A 23,018-nucleotide genomic window follows, 5' to 3' on the forward strand; every position below is an offset into this window, starting at 1 on the left:
GCTCTAATCAGGGTTTTTGCTGCTTTTTGCAAGAGGGTGATGCATTTCCACCACGTCTCTCAGCCTTTCCTCCAGCACATGTGTATAGATTTGTGTTGTGGAAATGTCCGAATGGCCCAGCAGTTCCTGCACGACGCGCAGATCCGCACCGTTCTGTAAGAGGTGGCTGGCAAAGGCATGGCGCAGAACATGCGGCGAGATGGCAGCGACCCGAATACCGGCGCGCGAGGCAAGCCCCTTCAGCTCGCGCGCAAACACCTGGCGCGGCAAAAAACCCTGTTTTCCGCTGGAGGGAAAAAGCCAGGCACTGTCGGCGTGTTTTTCGTCTTCGCCAGCGCCGGCGCGGGTCTGCCGATAGAGCGCAAGCGCCGAAATGGCCGAGCGCGACAAAGGCACCAGCCGCTCCTTGTTGCCTTTGCCACGGATCATCAGGAAGCGGCCTTCATGATCCAGCACCTTGGCGGGCAGTGATACAAGCTCGCTCACCCGCATGCCGGTGGCATAGAGCAGTTCGAGAAGGGCCAGCATGCGCACACGCCCGACAGCCCCCGGCTCCGGGCTTGCCGCTTCTTCTGTGGCCTGCGCCAGAAGCTTGCTCACATCCGCTTCACTCAGCGTCTTCGGCAGCGGCCGGGCTTTTTTCGGCGCGTCTAGAATGGATGTTGGATCGTCGCCGCGCAGGTCCTCGGCATAAAGAAACTTGTAGAACTGCCGCATGGCCGACAGCCGGCGCGCTTGCGAGGAGGCGGCAAAACCCTGCGCCGTCAGATGTGCCAGATAATCGGTGAGATCGGTGGTCGTTGCGGCAAGCAGGCTCGTCTTGCGGGCCGCCAGAAAGCTGTAGAGATCGTCGAGATCACGCTGGTAGGAGGCAAGCGTGTTTTCAGCCGCACCCCGCTCGGCGCTCATCATCTCCAGAAAGGCTTCCGCATGGGCGCGGGAGAGATCGGCCATCAGGCCTTGTCCTTCAAGGTTGCGGCGGGTTGAGGCGCTCGGAGGGAACACGCACCGTCACGTCCCGCTCGCGGGGTTCCACCAGATAGACCAGTGCCACCATGCTTCCGTAGATCAGTCCGCAAATCACGGCGATGATGAACAGAAAACGAAAGAGAGTTGGCATCGGTTGCTCCGCATCAATTCGGCCCATCTTATGGGGAAAGCGCAGGACAAGCGCAAGAACCCAGGGCAGGTGACCATGTTTCCGGTGTCTTCCGCTTGACGCTGCGGCGCCATTTGTCGATAGGGTTCGCATACAGGAGCGCGAGAGGACAGTGTTGAGACCGCGATGCCCGATCTTGTGACACACCAGACAGTGGCGACAACGCTCGCCGAGCGGGCGCGTGCTGCCCTCGGCGGCCGCAACCTGATTTTCGTCGGCCTGATGGGGGCTGGCAAATCCGCCGTTGGCCGCATCGTGGCCCAGCAGATGGCGATGCCCTTCATCGATACCGACGCCGAGATCGAGCGTGTCTCGCGCATGACCATCCCCGAACTGTTTGTAACCTACGGCGAGGAAGAGTTCCGGGCACTGGAAACGCGGGTGGTCGAACGCCTGCTGAAGGGCGGGCCGCGCGTCGTCTCCACCGGTGGCGGGGCCTTCATCAACGATCGCACGCGCGCAGCGATCCATGAGGGCGGCCTGTCTTTGTGGTTGCGCGCCGAGCTGGACATCCTCTGGGAACGCGTCAACAAACGCGACAACCGGCCGCTCCTGAAAACCGAAAACCCGAAGCAGACGCTCGCAAACCTCATGCACCAGCGTTACCCGATCTATGCGCAAGCCGACATGACCGTCGAATCGCGTGACGTGCGCAAGGAGGCCATGGCAAACGAGGTGCTGGCCGCCATCGCCGCGCTGGCGAAGGAGAGCGACAAGGAATGAACATGCAACACTCCCGCAGCGACGAACGTCTGGTGCATGTGCCGCTGGGCGACCGCGCCTATGATATCCTGATCGGGCCGGACCTCATCTCCCATGCCGGTGGAGAAATCACCGCCCGCCTCAAAGGTCGCCGTGCGGCCATCGTCACCGACGAACATGTCGCCCCGCTTTACCTCGAACAGCTGATGGACAGCCTGCAGACGGATGGCATCGAGGCCGTGTCGCTGACGCTGCCGGCCGGCGAAAAGACCAAGAGCCTGGAGCCGCTGGCCGCCGTCTGCGACATGGCGCTCGCCGCCCGCATCGAACGCAACGATTGCATCATTGCACTCGGCGGCGGTGTTATCGGCGATCTCGCGGGCTTTGCCGCCGGCATCGTGCGCCGCGGCGTGCGTTTCGTGCAGATCCCGACCTCGCTTTTGTCGCAGGTGGATTCGTCCGTCGGCGGCAAGACCGGCATCAACAGCCGCCACGGCAAGAACCTGCTCGGCGTCTTCCACCAGCCGGATCTTGTCCTGTCCGACACGTCCGCCCTCGACACCTTGAGCAAACGGGAATTTCGCGCCGGTTACGCGGAAGTCGCGAAATATGGCCTGATCGACAAGCCGGAATTTTTCGAGTGGCTGGAAAACAACTGGACGGACGTGTTTGCCGGCGGACCTGCGCGTGCCGAGGCGATTGCGCTCAGCTGTCAGGCGAAGGCCGATGTGGTGGTGGAGGATGAGCGCGAGACGGGTCGCCGCGCGCTGCTCAATCTCGGCCACACGTTTGGCCATGCGCTGGAAGCTGCCACCCGCTATGACAGCAGCCGTCTTGTCCATGGCGAAGGGGTGTCGATCGGCATGCTGATGGCATACCGTTTTTCTGCCCGCATGAACCTTGCAAGCCCGGACGACGCCAAGCGCGTCGAGCGCCATCTGAAACTGGTTGGCCTTCCGACGGAAGTCTCGGATATTCCCGGCGAACTGCCGCCGAGCGAGGTTCTGATGAACGCCATCGCCCAGGACAAGAAGGTCAAAAGCGGAAAGCTCACCTTCATCCTGACCCGCGGCATCGGCCAGTCCTTTGTGGCAGATGATGTGCCGGCCTCGGAGGTTCTGTCCTTCCTTGAAGAAACGCGGCAGGGGTGATGCAGGAGATTCTGGTTTTTCTATCCGATTACTGGCTGACGCTGCTGTCGGTGCTTCTGCTGATCGCGCTGTCGGCCTTCTTTTCCGGCTCGGAAACGGCACTGACGGCGGCCTCGCGGGCGCGCATGCACACGCTGCATGCGCAGGGCGATGAGCGGGCGGGCCTTGTCGGGCGGCTGATCGAGCGGCGCGACCGGCTGATCGGTGCGCTGCTCATCGGCAACAACCTCGTCAACATCCTTGCGTCGTCCCTGACCACCAGTCTCTTCCTCGGCCTGTTCGGCCAGACGGGTGTTGCCATGGCCACGGTGGTGATGACCGTGCTGCTGGTGGTTTTTTCCGAAGTTCTGCCGAAAAGCTGGGCGATTTCAGCACCTGACCGCTTTGCCATGTTTGTCGCACCTGTCGTGCGGGTGTTCGTGGGAATTGCAGGTCCCTTGTCGAGCGGCGTTAATGCCGTGGTGCGCTTCATCCTGTCGATCTTCGGCATCAACCTGTCCGAGGGAACGTCGATGCTGTCGGCGCATGAGGAGTTGCGTGGGGCGCTCGATCTCCTCCACCGCGAAGGTTCCTTCATCAAGGCAGACCGTGACCGGCTGGGTGGGCTTCTGGATCTTGAGGAGCTGGAAGTCTCCGACGTGATGAAGCACCGCACTGTGATGCGGGCGATCAATGCCGACGATTCGCCGGAAGCTGTGGTGCGCGCGGTGCTGGAAAGCCCGTTCACCCGCATGCCGCTCTGGCGCAACACGACGGAAAACATCATCGGCATCGTGCATGCCAAGGATCTGTTGCGGGCGCTGGCCGAACCGGACATGGAACCGCGCGATCTCGATATCGTCAAAATCGCGCAAAAACCGTGGTTTGTGCCGGATACGACGAGCCTCAAGGACCAGCTCAACGCCTTCCTGCGCCGCAAGATGCATTTTGCCGTGGTGGTGGATGAATATGGCGAGGTGCAGGGCATCGTGACGCTCGAGGACATTCTCGAGGAAATCGTCGGAGATATCGCTGACGAACACGATCTGGAAATCCAGGGCGTGCGCCAGGAGGCGGATGGCTCGATCGTGGTTGATGGTTCGGTGCCGATCCGTGACTTGAACCGTGCGCTCGACTGGACGTTGCCGGACGAGGAGGCAACCACGATTGCCGGCCTCGTTATTCACGAGTCAAAGCTCATCCCGCAGGAGCGCCAGGCGTTTACCTTTTATGGCAAGCGCTTCATCGTGATGAAGCGGGAGAAGAACCGCATCACCAAGCTGCGCATCCGCCCGGCCGAAGATCTGCCGCTCAAGGGCTGATTACCAGCGGGTGGGTTCGCCGGGGGCCGCCGCCTCGACGGCCAGCGCATGCAGGCCCGCATCCAGTTCCGGTTTCAGAAGATCGTTCACCATCCGGTGACGCTGCAGCCGTGTGAGGCCCGAAAAGCTTTCAGAGACGACACGAACCCGCATATGACTTTCTCCGGTGCCGGTAATATCCGGCTGATGGCCGGCATGATGGTGGCTTTCATCGATCACCTCCAGCCTTTCAGGCGCGAGATGATGGGACAGTGTGGCTTCAATACGGGAACGAACGGACATTTTCAGGGTTCCTGGGGCTGTCGCGGAGGGCGTCCCAGAAACCAGTAACAAACCGCTTTGTCAATTCTTGTCCTGCCTCTTCCGGCACCCCATAATGGGCTTACATGAAATTGGATTCCAAATACTTTGACCGTATCCGGACGCGCCGGAAAAGGGAGCAGGACACAGTTCCTGAGGCCCCGACGTGCCAGTGGGACGGTTGTGAAAAACCGGGGGCCCATCGCGCCCCCGTGGGCCGCAATGCCGAAGGCCAGTTCTTCCTGTTCTGTTTTGAGCATGTGAAGGAATACAACAAGGGCTACAATTATTTCTCCGGCCTCTCCGACAGCGAGATCGCCCGTTACCAGAAGGAGGCGATCACCGGTCATCGCCCCACCTGGACGGTCGGCGTCAACAAGTCGGCCAAGGACGCGCCCCTGCAGCAGACCATGCGCTCGGGCTCGGCTGCCAGCTTCAACCGGGTGAAGGATCCCTTCGGTTTCGTGAAGGAGGGGCGCGCCAATGCGCAGGCCCAGCCGGTGGTGCGCAAACTAAAGACGCTGGAAGGCAAGGCTTTCGAAACAATGGGCTTGACCGCAGGGGCCACGGCGGCTGAAATCAAGAGCCGCTACAAGGAACTGGTGAAGAAACATCACCCGGATGCCAATGGCGGCGATCGTGGTTCGGAAGAACGTTTTCGCGCCGTGATACAGGCCTACCAATTGTTAAAGCAGGCAGGTTTCTGCTAAGTCGTTGCCTTTCATGGCAGCAAGAATTGCGGCCGGACCGGGAGAGGTGCGGCATGGAGTGGTGATGAGCAAAATCGATCTTGATATTTCCAACCTGCCCGACACGACCGTTTCCGTTCGGGATGCCTTCGGCATCGATTCGGACCTGCGCGTGCCGGCCTATACCAATAGCGACCCCTACGTTCCCGAGCTTGACCCGGACTATTTGTTCGACCGGGACACGACGCTTGCGATCCTGGCGGGCTTTGCCCACAACCGCCGCGTCATGGTGTCCGGTTTTCACGGCACGGGCAAATCGACGCATATCGAGCAGGTCGCCGCCCGCCTCAACTGGCCCTGCGTGCGCATCAACCTCGACAGCCATGTCAGCCGTATCGATCTCGTCGGCAAGGACGCCATCGTCCTCAAAGAAGGCAAGCAGGTCACCGAATTCAAGGACGGCATCCTGCCCTGGGCCTACCAGCACAATGTCGCGCTCGTTTTTGACGAATACGATGCCGGCCGCCCGGACGTGATGTTCGTCATCCAGCGCGTTCTAGAATCCTCTGGTCGCCTGACGCTTCTCGACCAGAGCCGCGTCATTCGTCCTCACCCGGCCTTCCGTCTGTTTGCAACGGCAAACACGGTCGGTCTCGGTGATACGACCGGCCTCTACCACGGCACGCAGCAGATCAACCAGGCGCAGATGGACCGCTGGTCCATCGTCACGACGCTGAACTACCTGCCGCACCAGAAGGAAGTCGATATCGTCGCCGCCAAGGTCAAGAGCTTCGGCAAGACGGCCGAAGGCCGCGAGACCGTGTCGAAGATGGTGCGCGTCGCCGACATGACGCGCTCGGCCTTCGTCAACGGCGACCTGTCGACTGTCATGAGCCCGCGTACGGTCATCACCTGGGCGGAAAATGCGGAAATCTTCGGCGATGTCGCCTTTGCCTTCCGCATCACCTTCCTCAACAAGTGCGACGAGTTGGAACGCACGCTGGTGGCCGAACATTACCAGCGCGCCTTCGGCGTCGAGCTGAAGGAAAGCGCCGTGAACATGGTTCTCGGCGCCTGAGGCAGGACGGCAGACGGACAGGATAAGCGATATGGCAGGGCGCGGCGACAATTCCACAGCAAAGGCTGGCACACCGGTGGACACCGAGCCGTTGCGCCGGGCCATTACCGGATGCGTGCGCTCGATTGCCGGCAGCGCCGAGGTGGAGGTCTCCTTCGCCAACGAGCGGCCGGGCATGGCGGGCGAACGCATTCGCCTGCCGGAAATCTCCAAGCGCCCAACGGCTTACGAGCTTGCGGTGACCCGCGGGCTCGGTGATTCCATGGCGCTTCGGCTTGCCTGCCATGACAGCAACATCCACGCGACGATGGCGCCGCAGGGCACCGATGCCCGCGCCGTCTTCGATGCGGTGGAGCAGGCGCGGGTGGAATCGCTCGGCTCCATTCGCATGGCCGGCGTTGCCACCAATATTTCGACCATGAACACGGAAAAATATGCCAAGGCGAATTTTTCCGGCGTCGAGCGGCAGGAAGATGCGCCGATCGGCGAGGCCATGGCCATGCTGGTGCGCGAAAAGCTGACCGGCGAAAAACCACCGGCCAGCGCCGGCAAGGTGCTCGATCTCTGGCGGCCCTTCTTCGAGGAGAAGACGGCCGGCGACCTCGACAACCTGAAGACCGTGATCGAAGACCAGCAAGCCTTCGGCAAGCTCGTGCGGCACATGCTCTCCTCCATGCAGATGGCGGAGGATTATGGCGACGACGAAAGCCAGACGGAGGAGATGGAAAACGAGAACGAGGAAGAGCAGCCGCGCAGCAACGAGACCGAAAACGAAGAGGTCGACGAGGAAGCGGGCTCTGATGCCGCACCCGCCGAAGAAAGCCAGGCCGCCGAAGAGCAGCTTGATGATGGCGAGATGGACGGCGCCGAGATGTCTGATGACGAAATGTCTGACGATGACGACGACCAGTCCGAAACACCAGGCGAAACCCGCCGCCCCAACATGCCCTTCGATGATTTCAACGAGAAGGTGGATTACCATATCTTCACGCAGGAATTCGATGAGGAGATTCTGGCCGAAGAGCTGTGCGACGAGGCCGAACTCGACCGTCTGCGCGCCTTTCTCGACAAGCAGCTGGCGCATCTGCAGGGTGCCGTCGGGCGCCTCGCAAACCGTCTCCAGCGCCGGCTGATGGCGCAGCAGAACCGGTCCTGGGATTTCGATCTCGAGGAAGGGTATCTCGATCCGGCCCGCCTCGTGCGCCTCGTCATCGATCCCATGCAGCCTTTGTCGTTCAAGCGCGAGCGCGATACGCAGTTCCGCGATACCGTCGTGTCGCTGGTCATCGACAATTCTGGCTCGATGCGCGGCCGGCCGATCACGGTTGCCGCCACCTGCGCCGATATTTTGGCCCGCACGCTGGAACGCTGCGGCGTGAAGGTGGAAATCCTCGGCTTCACCACCAAGGCGTGGAAGGGTGGCCAGAGCCGCGAGCAGTGGCTGGCGGGTGGCAAGCCGCCGACGCCCGGCCGCCTCAATGACCTGCGCCATATCGTCTACAAGTCTGCCGATGCGCCCTGGCGCCGTTCGCGCCGCAATCTCGGCCTGATGATGCGGGAAGGCCTGCTCAAGGAAAACATCGACGGCGAAGCGCTGATGTGGGCGCATAACCGCCTGATCGCCCGCCCCGAGCAGCGCAAGATCATGATGATGATCTCCGACGGTGCCCCGGTCGATGATTCGACACTTTCGGTAAACCCCGGCAATTATCTTGAGCGCCACCTGCGCGCCGTGATCGACCAGATCGAGAACCGCTCGCCGATCGAGCTTCTGGCCATCGGCATCGGCCATGATGTGACGCGTTATTATCGCCGCGCCGTGACCATCGTGGATGCAGACGAGCTGGCAGGTGCCATGACGGAACAGCTGGCCTCGCTGTTTGACGAGAAGGCAGCCGGCGGCCCCGGTGGCCGTACGCGCCGCGCCAGCTAGCCGTCCGGATGATCTTACGCCGCACGCTTCGTGCCTTCTGCCTGTGTGCAACGGTCTGTGCGTATTTTGCGCCGGCCCCCAGTGCTGCTCCGTCCGTCACGTCCCAGAGCCTACCGGCACCGGTGGTGGCAAAACCCATCACGGCCTTCAAGCCGGGCTCCGGGGAGACGCGCTTTGGTGCGTTGGAATTTCTGGGCGGTCTTCAATTCACCTCGCGCGAACCTTTGTTCGGCTCGCTCTCCAGTTTTCGCCTACGGGCCGATGGCGTGCATTTCGTCTCGGTGCTGGATACCGGTCACTGGCTGACCGGACGCCTGGTGCGCGATGCTGAGGGGCGTCTGGCGGGTCTCGACGATACAGTCGTCACGCCGATGCGGGACGCACGCGGACAGGAACCGCGCCTCAAGGGCGATATCGATGCGGAGGGTCTGGCGCTACGGCCGGGGCAGGCGATCGTCAGCTTCGAGCGCAGCCACCGGGTGGACGTCTATCCCGATCCGGGTTTTGAGCATGCAAAGCCAGAGCGCAGCCTCGATATCCTCATTCCAAAGCGGGAATTGCGCAGCAATGGCAGCCTTGAGACGGTGGTCGTCGCACCGCTCGGCAGTGCCCTGGAGGGCGCGGTGCTCACCATTGCAGAACAGAGCGTGGATACACAGGGCAATCTCTTTGCCGCCATTCTGGAGGGCCCCTTGAAGGGCCAGTTCAAGGTGGTGCGCAACGACCCGTTCAATGTGACGGATGGCGCCTTTCTGCCCAATGGCGACCTCTTGCTGCTGGAGCGCCGTTTCAGTGTGCTCGGCGGCGTCGGCATGCGCATTCGCCGTATCGCCGGAGACACGCTGAAGCCTGGCGCCGTGGTCGACGGGCCGGTCCTCATCGAGGCCGATATGGGGTTCGAGATCGACAATATGGAGGGGATTGATGTGACGGTGGGGCCCGATGGTCATGCCCATGTCATCCTCGTATCGGATGACAACGACTCGTTCCTCCAGCGCAACCTGATGCTGGAGTTCAGGCTGATCGAATAACACGTCCGGATGGAGGACCACGATGCTGCGGATCCATGTCATGGGTGCATCCGGTTCCGGCACCACCACGCTTGGGCACCACCTCGGCGCCCGGCTTGCCATTCCCCACCTCGATACCGACGACTTTTTCTGGATGCCGACCGATCCGCCCTATACTACGCTGCGGACCGTGTCCGAAAGGCTGGACCTTGTGCAGGCGGAAATGTCGCGGCCCCCGCAAGGGTGGGTGCTTACCGGTTCTGCACTCAAATGGGGAACGCCGCTCGAACCGCTCTACGACCTGATCGTTTTTCTGACAATCGATCCCGCCTTGCGCATGGAGCGCATCAGGAGGCGGGAGACGGAGCGCTATGGCGCGCGCATCCTGCCGGGCGGCGATATGGCAGAGACCAGCGCCAAATTTCTCGACTGGGCCGCAAGTTATGACACGGCGGGGCCGGAGCAGCGTAGCCTTTCCGCGCATGAGGCGTGGCTTGTGACCCAGTCCGCACCCGTGCTGCGGCTTGATTCTGCCCGTCCCGTCGAGGATCTGGTGGAAGAGGTTCTGGACAATCCGGTCGTCAAGGGTAGCCGCCTGAACGGCTGACCAAGCTCTTCAGGCTCGTCAGGCAGCCTTGGCCGGCGGCATCGGCTTTACCACGCTCATCAGCGCGCCGTAGGGGAGCAGCATGACGAGGCCGACGATGATCTTCACGGTGAAATCGCCGATGGCCCAGGAGATCCAGCGCGGCGCTTCGGTGGCAAAGACACCGAGGATCGGGGCGGCGCCGATGGCGAAATCATCGTTGGCGCCGAGGAAAGCAAAGGCCGGTGCAAAGGACAGTGAGAAGAAGATCACCGTATCGAGTGCCGAACCGAACAGCGAGCCAGCGAGCGGCGCGCGCCACCAGCTCTGCCGGCGAAGCGTGTTGAACACGGAGATATCCACAAGCTGGCCGACGAGATAGGCGGTGCCCGACGCCATCGCAATGCGTGGCATCGAGGTGTAAAGGGAAATGGTCACGCCGACGAGGAAGCCGACAAACACAACGCGCCGGGCGATTTTTGGCCCGAACTGGCGGTTTGTCAGATCGGTCACCAGAAAGGCTGCCGGATAGATGAAGGCGCCCCATGTCAGCAGATCGCTCAGCTGGATGCCGGCAATCGAGCCCAGAACGGGAAACTGGACGAGAAAATTGGACGCCACGACGACCAGCGTCATGAGAGCCACGTAGAGGATGGTCGTGCGCAAAATGAGCATTTTTTTACCCTGGGTGATGCCACCAGCAAGAGGAAACGGAAGCCAACAGAAAAGGCTTGAACGGCAAAACCGTCAAGCCTTCACTGAAATCGATGATGGGCTAGAAGAGCTTAGGCAGCAGTTGCTGCAGCTTCAGCGGTCTTCTTGGCAATCTGGCGGCGCAGCAGGCGGGCGCGCATCGACAGGTCGCTCTCGCTGGCCTTCAGAAGGAAGGCATCGAGGCCGCCGCGATGTTCGACGGAGCGCAGGGCGTGCGCCGAAACGCGCAGACGGTAACGCTGGCCGAGCGAATCGGAAATCAGCGTGACGTGGCACAGGTTCGGAAGGAACCGACGCTTCGTCTTGTTGTTTGCGTGGCTGACATTGTTGCCCGACTGGACGCCCTTGCCGGTCAATTCGCACATACGGGACATGTGTACACCTTTGTTCTTCTTAGCAATTGAACGGGGTCTCGGGCAAAGCCCAGCCTGCCGATCCAACTGGTCATGATTGGAAAGTTGCGGTTCTATAGTCAGTGGGGCCGCGCGCGTCAAGCCAAACATCACCGCTCTCAAGAGATTCCGCCGATCTGTCTGGGGATCTTGCTATTTTGTTGCCACAGTGCGCAGTCTATAACCATTGGTCTCCACTCCAATCCCAGGGGAAATCCATGCTCCGCCGGAGCCGTCCCGTCGTCCTGTTTGCAGCTCTTATCGGGTTCTCGGCCACGCCTGCGGTGCCGGCTGGTATCCGCCACCTGAGCGAATATAATATTTCCCTCGGCGTGCTGCCGATTGCGCGTGCCTCTTTCGCCAGTGAATTCGGCAGCAGTGATTACAAGATCACCGGTTCGTTCCAGTCATCGGGCATCGTCAGCCTGTTCAGTCGCATCTCCGCCGATACCAACGTCAACGGCGCGATCCGCGGCAAGACCCTCCAGGCCAACAGCTATTCGCTCGTCTACACGCAGGACAAGAAGACCCGTCGTTACGACATCAGCTATCGCAATGGAAACGTCGTCTCCACCACAATCAAGCCGGAGCCGAAGCCACGCCCGCCAAGCTGGGTGCCCGTCAGCGACGGCGACCTGCGCTCGGTGCTCGATCCGCTATCGGGCCTGATCTTTCCGGAGGGTGCGCAGGTGTGCCCCAGCCGGCTGCCGATCTATGACGGCGAGTCACGCATGGATCTCGTGTTGTCGAACAAGGGCACCAAGCCCTTCTCCACCGATGGCTTCAAGGGGGAGGCCGTTGTCTGCGAGGTGCGATACGTGCCGAAATCCGGCTTCCGCAAGGGCCGCAGCGATATCGAGTTCTTGAAATCGGCGCGCATGGAAGTGTGGTTTGCCAAGGCGGCAAACGTCAATGTATATGCTCCTGTCTATGCCCGCATTCCAACGCGGGTGGGCGATGTCTATGTGACGGCAGTGAAATACGGCGGCTGATCGGCAAATGCTGTGGTCCCCGTTGAGAGCGAAGGGGGCGGATCGTGAAGGTCAAGGGCACGCTGATCGGCTTTACGGCCATCCTGATGTGGTCATTGCTGGCGCTGCTGACGGCCGCCTCCGGCACCATGCCGCCCTTCCAGTTGTCGGCCATCACCTTTGCCATTGGCAGCCTTCCGGGTGTCCTTTCGTTGATCGCTCGACCGAAGCGGCTGGCGCTTCTGAAGCAGCCGGCCAAGGTCTGGCTGATCGGCATCGGTGGGCTGTTCGGTTATCATTTTTTGTATTTCACAGCACTTCGCAACGCGCCGGCCGTCGAGGCAGGGCTGATCGCCTATCTCTGGCCGCTGTTCATCGTGGTCGGTTCGGCGCTTCTGCCGGGAGAGCGGCTGCGCTGGTATCATGTGGCAGGGGCGCTCGGCGGGCTCGGTGGAACCTTTGCGATCATCTCGCGGGCCGGCATCGCCTTTGATGGTGCCTATCTTCTCGGTTATGGCGCAGCCTTCCTCTGCGCCTTCACCTGGTCCGGTTATTCGCTGCTGACGCGTCGCTTTGAGGCGGTCTCGACGGATGTGGTGACGGGCTTTTGCCTTGCGACCTCGCTCCTGTCACTTGTCTGCCACCTCGGGCTTGAGGTGACTGTCTGGCCGCAGAGCAGCACGGAGTGGCTTGCAATCGTCGGCCTTGGTTTGTTGCCGGTCGGCGCTGCTTTTTATGCCTGGGATTTCGGCGTGAAGACCGGTGATATCCAGATCCTTGGCGCGGCAAGTTATGCCGCACCGCTTCTGTCGACGCTGATCCTCACCCTGTTCGGTTTTGCCGAGCCGAGCCTTCGCATCGCGCTCGCCTGCCTGCTCATCACTGGCGGCGCGGTGCTGGCAGCAAAGGAAATGATTTTCCGCAGCAAGGCGCCCAAAGCCGTCGCTGCGGAATAAATGCGATCAGTTGCCGGGTTCCCAGTCGGGCGGTGCCATCTCGAACTTTGAAAATTCAAAACCGGGTGCCACCGTGCAGCCAACCAGCGTGAACTCGCCGAGACTTTCCGCGCACTGCCATTCATCGGCGACGACGACCGCTTGCGGCCGTTCGCCGTTTCGAAGATCGATGCCGAGAATAATTTCGCGCGCGACCTCGTCTTCTTTTGCCAGCCGCAGGCGAAGGGGGCTTCCGGCATAAAAATGCCAGACCTCGGCCGCATCCTTCACGCGGTGCCAGTGCGATCGCTCGCCGGCCTTCAGCAGGTAATAGATCGCGGTGGACTGGCCGCGCGCATCACCGTCTGAATCGCGACCGTCTGCATCGCGAAAAGTCTGGATGTAACAGCCGCCTTCCGGATGCGGCTGCAGGCCAAGCGTTGCGATGATCTCGTCTGCCGTCACTTGAAATTGTCCTTAAGCTTGCGGATTTCGCCAAACACATCCTCGTTGCTGGCGCCTTCCATCAAAACGTTGCGGCGAATGGCGGGATCGGCGACACGGAGGAAGGGATTGGTTTCCTTCTCCAGCCCCATCATCGTTGGAATGGTGAAGCCACCTTCTGCCCGCAGTGCTTCGATCTGCGCCACGCGCCGTTGCAGCGCCTCGTTGTCGGGATCGATGCTGATGGCAAAGCGGGCGTTCGACAGCGTATATTCATGGCCGAAATAGATCGCCGTCTCATCCGGCAGCACCGCCAGTTTCTGCATAGAATGCCACATGTCGCTGGCCGTGCGCTCGAACAGGCGCCCGCAGCCGAGTGCAAACAGAGTATCGGCGGCAAACAGGATCTTGTCCTCGGGGAAATGGTAGCAGATGTGCCCGGCGGTATGGCCGGGTGTTTCGATGACGCGCACCGGATGCTCGCCGAAGAGGAATTCGTCGCCATCGGCCACGGTGCGGTCAAGGCCCGGAATGGCCAGAGCCTCGTTGACCGGGCCGATGATTTCCAGCCCGTAACGCTCCTTCAGCGCAAGGTTTGCCTCCACATGGTCTGTGTGGTGGTGGGTGGTGAAGATATGGGTGATCTTCCAGCCGCGTCGCTCGGCAGCCTCTACGATCGGCTTTTCCTCAGGCGCATCGATTGCGGCGGTATGCCCGCTTTCCGGATCGTGGAGCAGCACGCCAAAATTGTCGCTGCGACACATAAACACTTCAATCGCCAGAGTTTTCATCATCATTGCCCATTGTGTATCAACCGTATCGGCACAATGTAGAGGCCCGGGCTTTGAAGTCCAACCACCCTCTGATAGCTTTTCGCCATGCACGCCGATATCGTCGACCTCAGAGAATTCTACCATTCGCCGCTTGGCCATTTCGCCGAGCATTCGATCACGATGGCGCTCTCGACGCTGTGGGCGCGGCTGCCGGAAGAGCGGCTGGTCGGGCTCGGTTATGCGGTGCCCTACCTCGATCGTTTCCGCACCGATACCGAGCGCACCTTCGCCTTCATGCCGGCAGGGCAGGGGGCGGTGAACTGGCCGGTGGGCGAGCTGTCCTCGACAGCCCTCGTTTTCGAGGAGGAACTGCCGCTGCCCGATAGCTCCATCGACCGGGTGCTGATGGTGCATTCGCTGGAATTTGCCGAAAATCCGCGTGAGACGCTGAAGGAACTCTGGCGGGTGCTGGCGCCGGGCGGGCGCCTCGTCATCGTTGTGCCAAATCGTCGCGGCGTCTGGGCGCGCATGGAACACACACCCTTCGGCTCCGGTCGCCCTTATTCGCGTCGGCAGCTGACAAATCTGTTGCGCGAAACGAATTTCACGCCGGCCGCCAGCGCCGAAGCCCTGTTTTTCCCACCCTCCAAGATCCGCGCCGTGTTGAAGCTGCGCCATGGTTTCGAGCGGATCGGGCGGCGTCTGTGGCCGGCCTTTTCCGGCGTTCTCGTTCTCGAAGCGCAGAAACGGCTCTATCAGGGCCTGCCAGTGGCAGCGCGCGCCTCGCGCCGGGTTTTTGTGCCAGTGCTTGCGGGACAAGGGGTTCCGACCACCCGCACGCCTGCCGAACCCGTGTTCGCCCTCGACAAAAGCCTGTCGCGGGATTAAGGGCGAAGGGTCGATTTTACCCAAAGGTCTTGCCCCATGGATACCGCAGTGCTGAAGCCCGTTCCCCGTCCTGGAATTCTGGATATCGCCGCTTACGTTCCGGGCAAGGAACATGCGCCGGGTGTGGCGCGCGTCTTCAAGCTGTCGTCCAATGAGACGCCGCTGGGTGCGAGCCCCAAGGCCATCGATGCATTTCGCCAGTCCGCTGGTCACCTCGAGCTTTACCCGGATGGACAGGCCAATGAGCTGCGTGCAGCGATTGCCGCGACCCACGGCCTTAATCCGGCAAACATTCTCTGCGGCAACGGTTCGGACGAATTGCTCGGCCTTCTCTGCCACGTCTATCTCGGCGCCGGCGACGAGGCGATCATCACCGAGCACGGTTTCCTCGTCTACAAGATCCAGATCATGGGCGCCGGTGCGACCCCTGTTACCGTCAAGGAACAGGAATGCCGCGTTGATGTAGACGCGATCCTTGCGGCGGTTACGGCAAACACCAAGCTGGTGTTCATCGCCAATCCCGGCAATCCCACAGGAACCTATGTGCCGGCGGCTGAAATCCGCCGCCTGCACGCCGGCCTGCCGAAGAACGTCATTCTGGTTCTGGACGCCGCCTATGCCGAATATGTGCGCGAGAACGATTACGAGGCCGGCATCGAGCTGATTTCGTCGAGGCAGAACGTCGTGATGTGCCGCACGTTCTCCAAGGCTTATGGGCTGGCTGCCCTGCGCATCGGCTGGATGTATGGCCCCGCCGATATTCTGGATGCGCTCAACCGCGTGCGCGGCCCGTTCAACCTTAATGCACCGGCCATTGCTGCCGGAAGCGTTGCCATGCGCGATCAGGATTTCATCGCCCGCGCCATCGAGCACAACACGCTGTGGCGCGACAAGCTCACCCACGCGTTCACGACGATGGGCCTCACGGTCACGCCGTCAGTCACCAACTTCATCCTCATCCATTTCCCCGATGTGGATGGCAAGCGCGCGCCGGAGGCCGATGAATTCCTGACAAGCCGCGGCTTCATCCTGCGCGCCGTCAAGGGTTATGGCTTTCCCAATGCGCTGCGCATGACGGTGGGCTCCGAAGAGGCCAATCGCGGCGTCATCGAAGCGCTCGGCGAGTTCATGAGCCGGGCATGAGCATTCTGTTTGATCGCATCACGCTGATCGGCATCGGCCTGATCGGTTCCTCCATCGCGCGCGACATCAGGGAGCTTGGCATTGCCGGCGAACTGGTGATTTCCACCCGCAGCGAGGCGACGCTCAAGCGCGCCGAGGAACTGGGGCTGGGCGACCGTTATGTCGCCTCTGCCGCAGAGGCGGTGAAGGGCGCGGATCTGGTCATCGTGTCGGTGCCGGTTGGCTCCTCCGGGGCAGTGGCCGAACAGATCGCGCCGAACCTCAAACCCGGTGCGATCCTGACCGATGTCGGCTCCACCAAGGCTTCTGTCATTGCGCAGATGGCGCCGCATGTGCCCGAGGGCGTCCATTTCATTGCCGGCCATCCGCTGGCAGGCACGGAAAAATCCGGCCCTGATGCCGGGTTCGCCGGCCTCTTCAGAGGGCGGTGGTGCATCTTGACGCCGCTGCCGGAGACCGATCCCGAGGCGCTTGGCCGCCTACGTGGCTTCTGGGTTGCGCTCGGTTCGCGCATCGACGAGATGGACCCGCAGCACCATGACAAGGTGCTGGCCATCGTCTCGCACCTGCCGCACATCATCGCCTACAACATCGTCGGCACGGCAGACGATCTGGAAACGGTGACGGAATCGGAAGTCATCAAATATTCCGCCTCCGGTTTTCGCGATTTTACCCGCCTTGCTGCCTCTGATCCCACCATGTGGCGGGATGTGTGCCTGCACAACAAGGATGCGATCCTGGAAATGCTGGCGCGGTTTTCGGAAGATCTCGCTTCCCTGCAGCGGGCGATCCGCTGGGGCGAGGGCGACAAGTTGTTCGAGCTGTTTTCGCGCACCCGCACCATTCGCCGCTCCATCGTGGAAGCGGGCCAGGACGTGGACGCGCCGGACTTTGGCCGCCACGCCCTCGATGTCAAAAGCTGATCCGGTCCGAGCCGCGCCGACGACCCTCAGATTGGCGGGATTTCGCCCAGCGGAATAAAACCGCCGACCAGGATCTTGCCGCGGTTTAGCGTGAGGTCCAGCGTTGCCCGGTCACCACCGCCGGTCAGCGCCGAGAGCATGCCCGATGCCGTGTCGATGGTGCGGCCCATCTGCGGAAAGCTTGTCTTCAGCCGGTCGCGCCATGCGCCGATCTTTTCCACCTCAAGCCGCAGCTTGCCCGACAGGCGGCCTTCCGCGTCGATGGAGACCGGGCCGCTGATGCTGAGGATTTCGCCGTCGCCGAGGTCGATGCCAAGCTGGCGGATCTGGCCGGCGGTGCCGTAAAGGCCGGTTTCGTCCTGGCCTTCCAGAAGCCCTGCCTTACCGGCAAGCGTGATATCGGCAATGGCCGTGAAGCGTGGCAGGAGCGAGGGCAGGCCCTTGGCCGTCAGGTCGGTGTTGCGAAGCGTCATCGCCGCATCGAGATCGGCACCGTTCTGGCGCAGATGCGTTTCGGTGTGCTCGACCTTGAGGTCGAAGGCCTGTCCCGTCTGTGATGACAGGATGGCGGAGGTGAGGCCATCAATTGTGGTGGAACTGCGCTCCACGCCGCCGGACGCCGTGACGAGGCTCGACTGCATGTTCTTCCACTGCGAGGAGACAGAAAGGCCGTGGCTGGTGCGCACTTCCGAAGGATCGTCCAGTTCCCAGACGATATGGCTTGGCTGATAAACCTGCGCTGCCGAACGCAGCGCGCCGGCGCTTGCGGAAATACCGTTCGTGCGGTCGTCGATCGTCACCTTCGAGCAGAAAAGCCCGATGCGGAAGGGATAACCGCGATAGGTCGCGTCCACGCATTCGGCGATGACATTGTTTTCCTGCTGCTTGCCGAGCATGGCCAGCGTATTGGCCTTCAGCGACGCGGCCGCGTAAAACCAGCCGCCGGTATAGACGGCGATGGCGAGCACGATGGCGGCGGCAAGCCCCCAAATTTTCGCGGATACGCCGCTTCGGCTTGACGCTGCCATGATGATCTCCAATGGTGCTCGTTCGAGTGCGTGCGGTTTTGGCGTGGGATATGGACGAATTTTGGGTCTTTGGCTACGGCTCCCTGATGTGGAATCCGGGCTTTCAATTTCAAGTGCGCTTGGGCGCGCGGGCCTTCGGGTACCGGCGCTCGCTGTGCATCCGCTCCTTCGTTCATCGCGGAACGCCAGAACGGCCGGGCCTGGTGCTGGGGCTGGATCGGGGCGGCTCCTGCCGGGGAGCTGCCTTTAAGGTGAACGCCGAAGATCGCGAAGAGGTTCTCGATTATTTGCGAAAACGCGAGCTGGTGACGAACGTTTATCTGGAACGCCACCTGCGGCTGGCGCTGGAGGATGGGCGTGAGGTGCGCGCCATCGGCTACGTGGTCGACCGCGCCCATCCGCAATATGCCGGCGCCCTCGATGTCGAGGAGGCCGCGCGTATCGTGCAGGTTTCTGCCGGCCAGTCTGGGCCGAACGAAGCCTATGTTGCCAATACGGTGGCACACCTCAAGGAGATGGGCATTCGCGATGCCTGGCTGGAGGGTGTTGCGGCAGCCGTGAGAGCGAAAAACCCTCAGGCGGTGGCCTGAGCCCTGATCTCGGCAAGCCGCTTTGCAGCCTCCGGCGGTACCGGCACATGCGGATTGGCCTCGATCGTTTCGATCAGCAGGTCGTCGCTTGCCTTTTCCAGCGTCTCCGTCAGCCGTGCAAAAAACACGTCTGGGTCAAGGCCCGGCTCGATCGGCGGCAGGATACGGACCTTGAAGTGGCCGGGATAACGCATGGTGCTGCGGCGCGGCCAGAACAGGCCGGGATGCATGGCAATCGGCACCACCGGCACCTGCATGTCGCGGTAGATACGGGCGATACCGTAGCGGTAATGCGGCTCGGCGCCAGGCGGACGGCGGGTGCCTTCGGGATAGATGATCAGCTGGCGGCCATTGTCCATTTCTTCCCGGGTGCGGCGCATCATCTCCACGATCACCTTGCCGCGGGCGCTGCGGTCGACGGGGATCATGTTCTGCTTCATCAGGTACCAGCCGAACAGCGGGATCCAGGTCAGCTCCCGCTTCAGGATATAGACCGGATCCTCCACCCAGGGCAGGAGCGCATAGGTGTCCCAGATGGACTGATGCTTGGGGGCAAAGATGCAGCCTGTTGTCAGCAGGTTTTCCAGGCCCTCAATCTCGAAAGTGGTGCCCACCATCTTGCGCATCAGCCAGTGGTTGGAGCGTGCCCAGCTCTTGGGCACCCACAGCGCCTTCTTGCGCGGCATGACGAAATAAACCGGCGCCAGGATGATCATGCGCAGGATCAGTGTGGCGTAAAAGGCGATGTTGAACAGATTAGAACGCAAAAAGAGCATGAAGGCCGGTTCCGGTGGGCGGGCAAGGGCTCCCTACACCATCCGGTCCCGAGACGGAAGCACAGTCTCAACGCGCCGGCCGCGTGCTTTCCTGCTGGATCTCTTCCTCGCTGCGCAAACCTTTGCCCTGGTGGATGCCGATGAGCGAGCGCAGGCTTGCCACGGCCCACTTGGCGTATTCCGACAGCATGGTGCGCAACACGTCCGGCTCGGCAAACCAGGCCTTGCGCTTCAGGTCCGAATTGATCACCGGATAAGGGATGAAATCTGTCTGGCGGTCGATCAGGCGCAGTTCCAGCAGGCTGCGCGGCATGTGGTAATTGTTGGTGACGACGAGAACCGAGTGGTAGCCGTGATCGTGGATCCAGCGGGTGATCTCGTTGGCATTGCCGATGGTGTCGATGGCCTCGTAGCCCACGTCGACGCAGCACTTGAAGAGGTCAGGCGAGCTTTGCGTGGTGCGGCGGATCTGCGTCGGCGAGGTGGAGGGGTGGGCGCCTGAAATCAGCAACCGCCCGCCGGCGCCGTCGCGCAAAAGCCCCAGCGCCTGGTCGATGCGCTGGTATCCGCCGGTCAGCACCACGATGGCATCCGCCTTCACCCCATCGGGGGCGCGTAGAGAGGTAACGGAATCGGCAAACCAAAGGAACCCGCCGAAAACGCAGGCCGCAACCAGCAGAGCTGCCATGCCGAGATAACGCAGACAGCGCCGCACCGGCCCGCTGCGGCGGAACCAGCCCTTTTCGCCACCCTGCTGCGGCGGCATCTCGCTATTGCTCATCGTCGGGCCAAGGGTCATGGCCTCGTCCTTAGCCGGTGATTTGCCATCAGCACAGATCTAACGCTCCCTCAGGCTCCGGGCAACCCATCGGAACGCGAGGGGTCCGAGCGAATGAGATCGATCTCGTCGATGGTGCGCATCACGGTAAGACGTGCCGTCAGGGTCGTCAAAAGCGCGATGACGATCATGGTGGCGAGAATGCCGAGATAGCCCATGAAGTTGATGGTGAAGGTGCCAAAAAGGGCTGTCGCCTGATCGGTCTGCGGCGTGGCGCGCGTGCTGCTCTGCAGGAAGCCGGCCACGGCAAACAGAAGTGCGGCAAGAATTCCGCCGGCCGCCGAGCCCTTGAGGCTGATCTTCAAAAAATGCTTCTGGAATTCGGTGGCGACAAAACCGCTTTCGGCACCGACGAAATGCAGCACTTCCACGATGTGCCGGTTGCCGGACAGCGCGCCGCGCGTGGCAAAGATCACCGTGAGGATCATGGCAGTGAAGACAAGCACCAGCACGCCGGTGCCGATCAGCACGGTTGTGTGCGCCATGGAAACGAGACGATCCACCCAGGTGCGGTGGTCGTCCAGAAAGGCCTGCGGCACCTCGGTGCGCAGCAGGTCGCGCATGGCGGCGAAATCCGGCGGGTTTGTCTCATCGATGGTGATGATGATCAGGCGCGGCACCGGCAGTTCCTTGAGGTCGAGTCCGGCGCCCAGCCAGGGTTCCAGCAGGCGTGCGGTTGCCGCATCGTCCATGATGGTGCCTTCCTTCGTGCCAACGAAGGTCAGCGCCAGGTCGCGCGCCTTTTTCAGCGTCGTATCCATGTCCAGCCCATCATCGGGCTTTACCTGAATGGTGATCTCGCGGGAAATCTGGCTTTCCCACGAAGACGCCGTGGAGCGCACCATGCTGACGGCGCCAAGCGTCAGGCAAGCGAGAAACGACATGATGGCGATCACCACCAGAAGCGCATTGCCCTGAATGTTGGAGGGCGGCAGGATCGGCCCTGTCGGGCGCACCCGCATTTCCGCGCGGCGCGGCTGCTGGCCCTGCGCCGAGGGCTGGCCGGAATTCGGCGCGGCGTTCTGGCCTGCTTTCAAGCCTTTCTTCCGGTCGGCCTTCTTGCCGGACTTTTGCGCGGGCGTGGGGCGGCTGATCTCATTCATAGATATCGAGCCGCCCTTCGGTGAGGATCATCCGGCGGGCGTTCACCTGGTCCATCAGGCCAAGATCATGCGTGGCAATCACCACGGCGGTTCCCAGCCGGTTGAGTTCGAGGAAGAGGTTGAGCAGCCGGCGTGCCATCGGAGGATCGACATTGCCTGTCGGCTCATCCGCCAGCAGGATTTCCGGGCGGTCCATCAGGGCGCGGGCAATGGCGGCACGCTGTTTCTCACCGCCGGAAAGGACCGGCGGCAGCACGTTGATGCGCTCGCCAAGCCCCACCCATTTCAGAAGCTCGATGACGTCGGTGCGGTAGCTCGCCTCGTCCTTGCCACGCACCCGCAGCGGCAGCGCCACGTTCTCGTAGGTTGTGAGGTGATCGAGCAGCCGGAAATCCTGAAAAACGATGCCGACGCGCCGGCGCAGCATCGGCAACTCGCCGCGCGGGATCTGCGAGAGGTCGCGGTCGAACATGCGGATGAGGCCGCGTGTCGGCTGCAACGACATGAACAGCAGGCGCAGCAGCGTGGTCTTGCCCGCGCCAGAGGGGCCGGTGAGGAACTGGAAGGAGCGCTTAGGGATATCGAACGTCATATCCCGCAGGATTTCCGGCCCCATCCCGTAACGCAAACCGACATTTTCGAAATGGATCAACGCGTCGTCCAGTCGCTTGGGAAATGGTGTTTGCGCCCTTGGTAAACGGCAAGGGTTGATGGAATCTGAATCATACCCAGAAAACGAGGCGTTTCCGGGGTGATTTTGCGAAGCATTAACCATTTGAATTTACGACTGAGCGGGTTGCGTTTCAATGCCCGAAATTCGACCTTCGTGTGGACGGGCGGGGAGAAAGCCATGCACGCATTCCGCTCGCGTCGTCCAAAGGGTGCAGAAACCCACGATATCCTGCCGCCGGAACCCCGGGCCTCGCGCCCTCAAGCCTCCGCAAGACAGACCTCCGCAAGACAAGCCTCGGCAAGACGTCATGCGGATGTGGTGGATGTGGAATTTGTGACCGTGCGTGGCCCGGCGCAACCGGTGCGGCCGCACGGTTACGGCAACGACAATAAATTTTATGCCAAACGCCCGTCGGTGGAAGCCAGACGACCCAAGGGCGGCCTGATCGGCGAACCGGCCTCGCGCGTGGCACGGCTGGTGGAACGGTGCGAGGCGCTGCTGTCGCGCATGTCCGCCGATCTTTTTTCCGCTGTCGTCGCATTCGTTTTCGTTCTGGTGTTTGCCCTTTGCGGCGGCTTTTCGCTGATATCGGGCGGGGCGGCGGACGCGCATCAAGGGCCGGGCCTCGATATCACCCATGTCACGCTGACGCCGGAGAGGGCGGGTGGCGGTCTCACCATCAACGGCGTGGTGGAAAACCGCAACGCGGCTGCGCTGCCCGTCCCGGCAATTCGCGCAGAACTTCTGGTGGATGGCGCGGTTGTCGCCGATGCCCTCATCGATCCCCCGGTTGCCGAAATGCCTGGCAATCACAGCCACGGTTTTTCCTTCTCCATGCCGCAGCCCGGTGGAAAAAGCCCGCACTTGCGCCTTTCCTTTGCAACGGCTCGTGCATCCGGCGACTGATCTGTGCTATCG

At 61.8% G+C, this 23,018-nt stretch carries 28 protein-coding genes; 15 read left to right on the forward strand and 13 right to left on the reverse strand.

The window, feature by feature from the left end; all coding sequences use genetic code 11:
• Positions 1–3: 3 nt before the first annotated feature.
• Positions 4–954 (reverse strand): site-specific tyrosine recombinase XerD, encoded by a 951-nt coding sequence (gene xerD, locus AC4CWH_RS18270; RefSeq protein WP_491319819.1) that lies wholly within the window; start codon positions 952–954, stop codon positions 4–6.
• Positions 955–967: 13 nt separating this feature from the next.
• Positions 968–1,120 carry a hypothetical protein gene (locus AC4CWH_RS18275; protein ID WP_491283470.1) on the reverse strand — a complete coding sequence of 51 codons (153 nt, stop codon included), beginning with the start codon at positions 1,118–1,120 and terminating at the stop codon, positions 968–970.
• A gap of 165 nt (positions 1,121–1,285) precedes the next feature.
• Here AC4CWH_RS18275 and AC4CWH_RS18280 point away from each other — a divergent pair, with 165 nt between their 5' ends.
• Genes AC4CWH_RS18280 through AC4CWH_RS18290 form a run of 3 tightly spaced genes read left to right on the forward strand, consistent with a single transcriptional unit; the run spans position 1,286 to position 4,313 of the window.
• Positions 1,286–1,882 carry a shikimate kinase gene (locus AC4CWH_RS18280; protein ID WP_491319820.1) on the forward strand — a complete coding sequence of 199 codons (597 nt, stop codon included), beginning with the start codon at positions 1,286–1,288 and terminating at the stop codon, positions 1,880–1,882.
• Entirely contained in the window at positions 1,879–3,012 is a 1,134-nt protein-coding gene (aroB, locus tag AC4CWH_RS18285) for a 3-dehydroquinate synthase (protein ID WP_491319821.1), read from the forward strand. Before AC4CWH_RS18280 ends, aroB begins: the two co-directional genes overlap by 4 nt.
• On the forward strand, positions 3,012–4,313 hold the full coding sequence (locus tag AC4CWH_RS18290; RefSeq protein ID WP_491319822.1) for an HlyC/CorC family transporter: 1,302 nt from the start codon (positions 3,012–3,014) through the stop codon (positions 4,311–4,313). The genes aroB and AC4CWH_RS18290 overlap by 1 nt, the downstream gene beginning before the upstream one ends.
• Here AC4CWH_RS18290 and AC4CWH_RS18295 read toward each other — a convergent pair whose 3' ends face one another.
• A complete protein-coding gene (locus AC4CWH_RS18295; RefSeq protein WP_491319823.1) occupies positions 4,314–4,595 on the reverse strand; it encodes a BolA family protein in 282 nt (93 codons plus the stop codon).
• 104 nt (positions 4,596–4,699) lie between these two features.
• Between AC4CWH_RS18295 and AC4CWH_RS18300 the strand changes: the two genes are divergently transcribed.
• The 5 genes from AC4CWH_RS18300 to AC4CWH_RS18320 all read left to right on the forward strand — a co-directional run bounded on the left by AC4CWH_RS18300 (position 4,700) and on the right by AC4CWH_RS18320 (position 9,930).
• Positions 4,700–5,323 (forward strand): J domain-containing protein, encoded by a 624-nt coding sequence (locus tag AC4CWH_RS18300; RefSeq protein ID WP_491319824.1) that lies wholly within the window; start codon positions 4,700–4,702, stop codon positions 5,321–5,323.
• 64 nt (positions 5,324–5,387) lie between these two features.
• Positions 5,388–6,380 carry a cobaltochelatase subunit CobS gene (gene cobS / locus AC4CWH_RS18305; RefSeq protein ID WP_491283476.1) on the forward strand — a complete coding sequence of 331 codons (993 nt, stop codon included), beginning with the start codon at positions 5,388–5,390 and terminating at the stop codon, positions 6,378–6,380.
• Between the two features lie 31 nt (positions 6,381–6,411).
• The gene (cobT, locus tag AC4CWH_RS18310; protein WP_491283477.1) at positions 6,412–8,313 is read left to right on the forward strand and encodes a cobaltochelatase subunit CobT; all 1,902 of its coding nucleotides are present in this window, start codon (positions 6,412–6,414) and stop codon (positions 8,311–8,313) included.
• 8 nt (positions 8,314–8,321) lie between these two features.
• Positions 8,322–9,344, forward strand: coding sequence for an esterase-like activity of phytase family protein (locus tag AC4CWH_RS18315; RefSeq protein ID WP_491319825.1), 1,023 nt, complete (start codon positions 8,322–8,324; stop codon positions 9,342–9,344).
• A gap of 22 nt (positions 9,345–9,366) precedes the next feature.
• On the forward strand, positions 9,367–9,930 hold the full coding sequence (locus AC4CWH_RS18320) for an ATP-binding protein (RefSeq protein WP_491319826.1): 564 nt from the start codon (positions 9,367–9,369) through the stop codon (positions 9,928–9,930).
• 18 nt (positions 9,931–9,948) lie between these two features.
• Here AC4CWH_RS18320 and AC4CWH_RS18325 read toward each other — a convergent pair whose 3' ends face one another.
• Together AC4CWH_RS18325 and rpmB are read right to left on the reverse strand one after the other, a co-directional pair.
• Positions 9,949–10,584, reverse strand: coding sequence for a queuosine precursor transporter (locus AC4CWH_RS18325; protein WP_491319827.1), 636 nt, complete (start codon positions 10,582–10,584; stop codon positions 9,949–9,951).
• A 110-nt stretch (positions 10,585–10,694) separates the two neighbouring features.
• Positions 10,695–10,997 carry a 50S ribosomal protein L28 gene (gene rpmB, locus AC4CWH_RS18330; protein WP_491283481.1) on the reverse strand — a complete coding sequence of 101 codons (303 nt, stop codon included), beginning with the start codon at positions 10,995–10,997 and terminating at the stop codon, positions 10,695–10,697.
• Positions 10,998–11,233: 236 nt separating this feature from the next.
• On the opposite strand from rpmB, the gene AC4CWH_RS18335 reads away from it, so the two are divergent.
• Together AC4CWH_RS18335 and yddG are read left to right on the forward strand one after the other, a co-directional pair.
• Entirely contained in the window at positions 11,234–12,007 is a 774-nt protein-coding gene (locus AC4CWH_RS18335) for a DUF3108 domain-containing protein (protein WP_491283482.1), read from the forward strand.
• Positions 12,008–12,051: 44 nt separating this feature from the next.
• Positions 12,052–12,942 carry an aromatic amino acid exporter YddG gene (yddG, locus tag AC4CWH_RS18340; RefSeq protein WP_491319828.1) on the forward strand — a complete coding sequence of 297 codons (891 nt, stop codon included), beginning with the start codon at positions 12,052–12,054 and terminating at the stop codon, positions 12,940–12,942.
• 6 nt (positions 12,943–12,948) lie between these two features.
• Here the strand turns inward: yddG and AC4CWH_RS18345 are convergent, their stop codons facing one another.
• Both AC4CWH_RS18345 and gloB read right to left on the reverse strand, forming a co-directional pair.
• Positions 12,949–13,386, reverse strand: coding sequence for a cupin domain-containing protein (locus AC4CWH_RS18345; RefSeq protein ID WP_491319829.1), 438 nt, complete (start codon positions 13,384–13,386; stop codon positions 12,949–12,951).
• Complete coding sequence (gene gloB, locus AC4CWH_RS18350; protein ID WP_491321475.1) at positions 13,383–14,156, reverse strand: hydroxyacylglutathione hydrolase; 774 nt, start codon at positions 14,154–14,156, stop codon at positions 13,383–13,385. Before gloB ends, AC4CWH_RS18345 begins: the two co-directional genes overlap by 4 nt.
• A gap of 87 nt (positions 14,157–14,243) precedes the next feature.
• On the opposite strand from gloB, the gene AC4CWH_RS18355 reads away from it, so the two are divergent.
• Genes AC4CWH_RS18355 through AC4CWH_RS18365 form a run of 3 tightly spaced genes read left to right on the forward strand, consistent with a single transcriptional unit; the run spans position 14,244 to position 17,092 of the window.
• Positions 14,244–15,026 carry a methyltransferase domain-containing protein gene (locus AC4CWH_RS18355; RefSeq protein WP_491319830.1) on the forward strand — a complete coding sequence of 261 codons (783 nt, stop codon included), beginning with the start codon at positions 14,244–14,246 and terminating at the stop codon, positions 15,024–15,026.
• 36 nt (positions 15,027–15,062) lie between these two features.
• On the forward strand, positions 15,063–16,169 hold the full coding sequence (gene hisC / locus AC4CWH_RS18360) for a histidinol-phosphate transaminase (protein ID WP_491319831.1): 1,107 nt from the start codon (positions 15,063–15,065) through the stop codon (positions 16,167–16,169).
• The gene (locus AC4CWH_RS18365; protein ID WP_491319832.1) at positions 16,166–17,092 is read left to right on the forward strand and encodes a prephenate/arogenate dehydrogenase family protein; all 927 of its coding nucleotides are present in this window, start codon (positions 16,166–16,168) and stop codon (positions 17,090–17,092) included. Before hisC ends, AC4CWH_RS18365 begins: the two co-directional genes overlap by 4 nt.
• 26 nt (positions 17,093–17,118) lie before the next feature.
• On the opposite strand, the gene AC4CWH_RS18370 is transcribed toward AC4CWH_RS18365, so the two are convergent.
• Positions 17,119–18,120 carry a DUF2125 domain-containing protein gene (locus AC4CWH_RS18370; RefSeq protein WP_491319833.1) on the reverse strand — a complete coding sequence of 334 codons (1,002 nt, stop codon included), beginning with the start codon at positions 18,118–18,120 and terminating at the stop codon, positions 17,119–17,121.
• Between the two features lie 11 nt (positions 18,121–18,131).
• Here AC4CWH_RS18370 and AC4CWH_RS18375 point away from each other — a divergent pair, with 11 nt between their 5' ends.
• The gene (locus tag AC4CWH_RS18375) at positions 18,132–18,710 is read left to right on the forward strand and encodes a gamma-glutamylcyclotransferase (RefSeq protein ID WP_491283489.1); all 579 of its coding nucleotides are present in this window, start codon (positions 18,132–18,134) and stop codon (positions 18,708–18,710) included.
• Here AC4CWH_RS18375 and AC4CWH_RS18380 read toward each other — a convergent pair.
• From AC4CWH_RS18380 to AC4CWH_RS18400, 5 genes are all read right to left on the reverse strand, one after another.
• On the reverse strand, positions 18,695–19,486 hold the full coding sequence (locus AC4CWH_RS18380) for a lysophospholipid acyltransferase family protein (protein ID WP_491319834.1): 792 nt from the start codon (positions 19,484–19,486) through the stop codon (positions 18,695–18,697). The genes AC4CWH_RS18375 and AC4CWH_RS18380 overlap by 16 nt on opposite strands.
• 67 nt (positions 19,487–19,553) lie before the next feature.
• Positions 19,554–20,285, reverse strand: coding sequence for a YdcF family protein (locus AC4CWH_RS18385; protein ID WP_491319835.1), 732 nt, complete (start codon positions 20,283–20,285; stop codon positions 19,554–19,556).
• A gap of 50 nt (positions 20,286–20,335) precedes the next feature.
• Positions 20,336–21,286, reverse strand: coding sequence for a cell division protein FtsX (locus AC4CWH_RS18390; protein WP_491321476.1), 951 nt, complete (start codon positions 21,284–21,286; stop codon positions 20,336–20,338).
• A gap of 133 nt (positions 21,287–21,419) precedes the next feature.
• Complete coding sequence (gene ftsE, locus AC4CWH_RS18395) at positions 21,420–22,079, reverse strand: cell division ATP-binding protein FtsE (RefSeq protein WP_491283492.1); 660 nt, start codon at positions 22,077–22,079, stop codon at positions 21,420–21,422.
• Positions 22,076–22,279, reverse strand: a complete 204-nt coding sequence (locus tag AC4CWH_RS18400) for a hypothetical protein (RefSeq protein WP_491319836.1) — start codon at positions 22,277–22,279, stop codon at positions 22,076–22,078. Before AC4CWH_RS18400 ends, ftsE begins: the two co-directional genes overlap by 4 nt.
• Here AC4CWH_RS18400 and AC4CWH_RS18405 point away from each other — a divergent pair.
• On the forward strand, positions 22,278–23,006 hold the full coding sequence (locus tag AC4CWH_RS18405) for a hypothetical protein (RefSeq protein WP_491319837.1): 729 nt from the start codon (positions 22,278–22,280) through the stop codon (positions 23,004–23,006). The two genes, AC4CWH_RS18400 and AC4CWH_RS18405, sit on opposite strands and share 2 nt — an antisense overlap.
• The last annotated feature ends 12 nt before the right edge of the window (positions 23,007–23,018 follow it).

This window comes from Neorhizobium sp. PAMB6716, assembly GCF_058242805.1.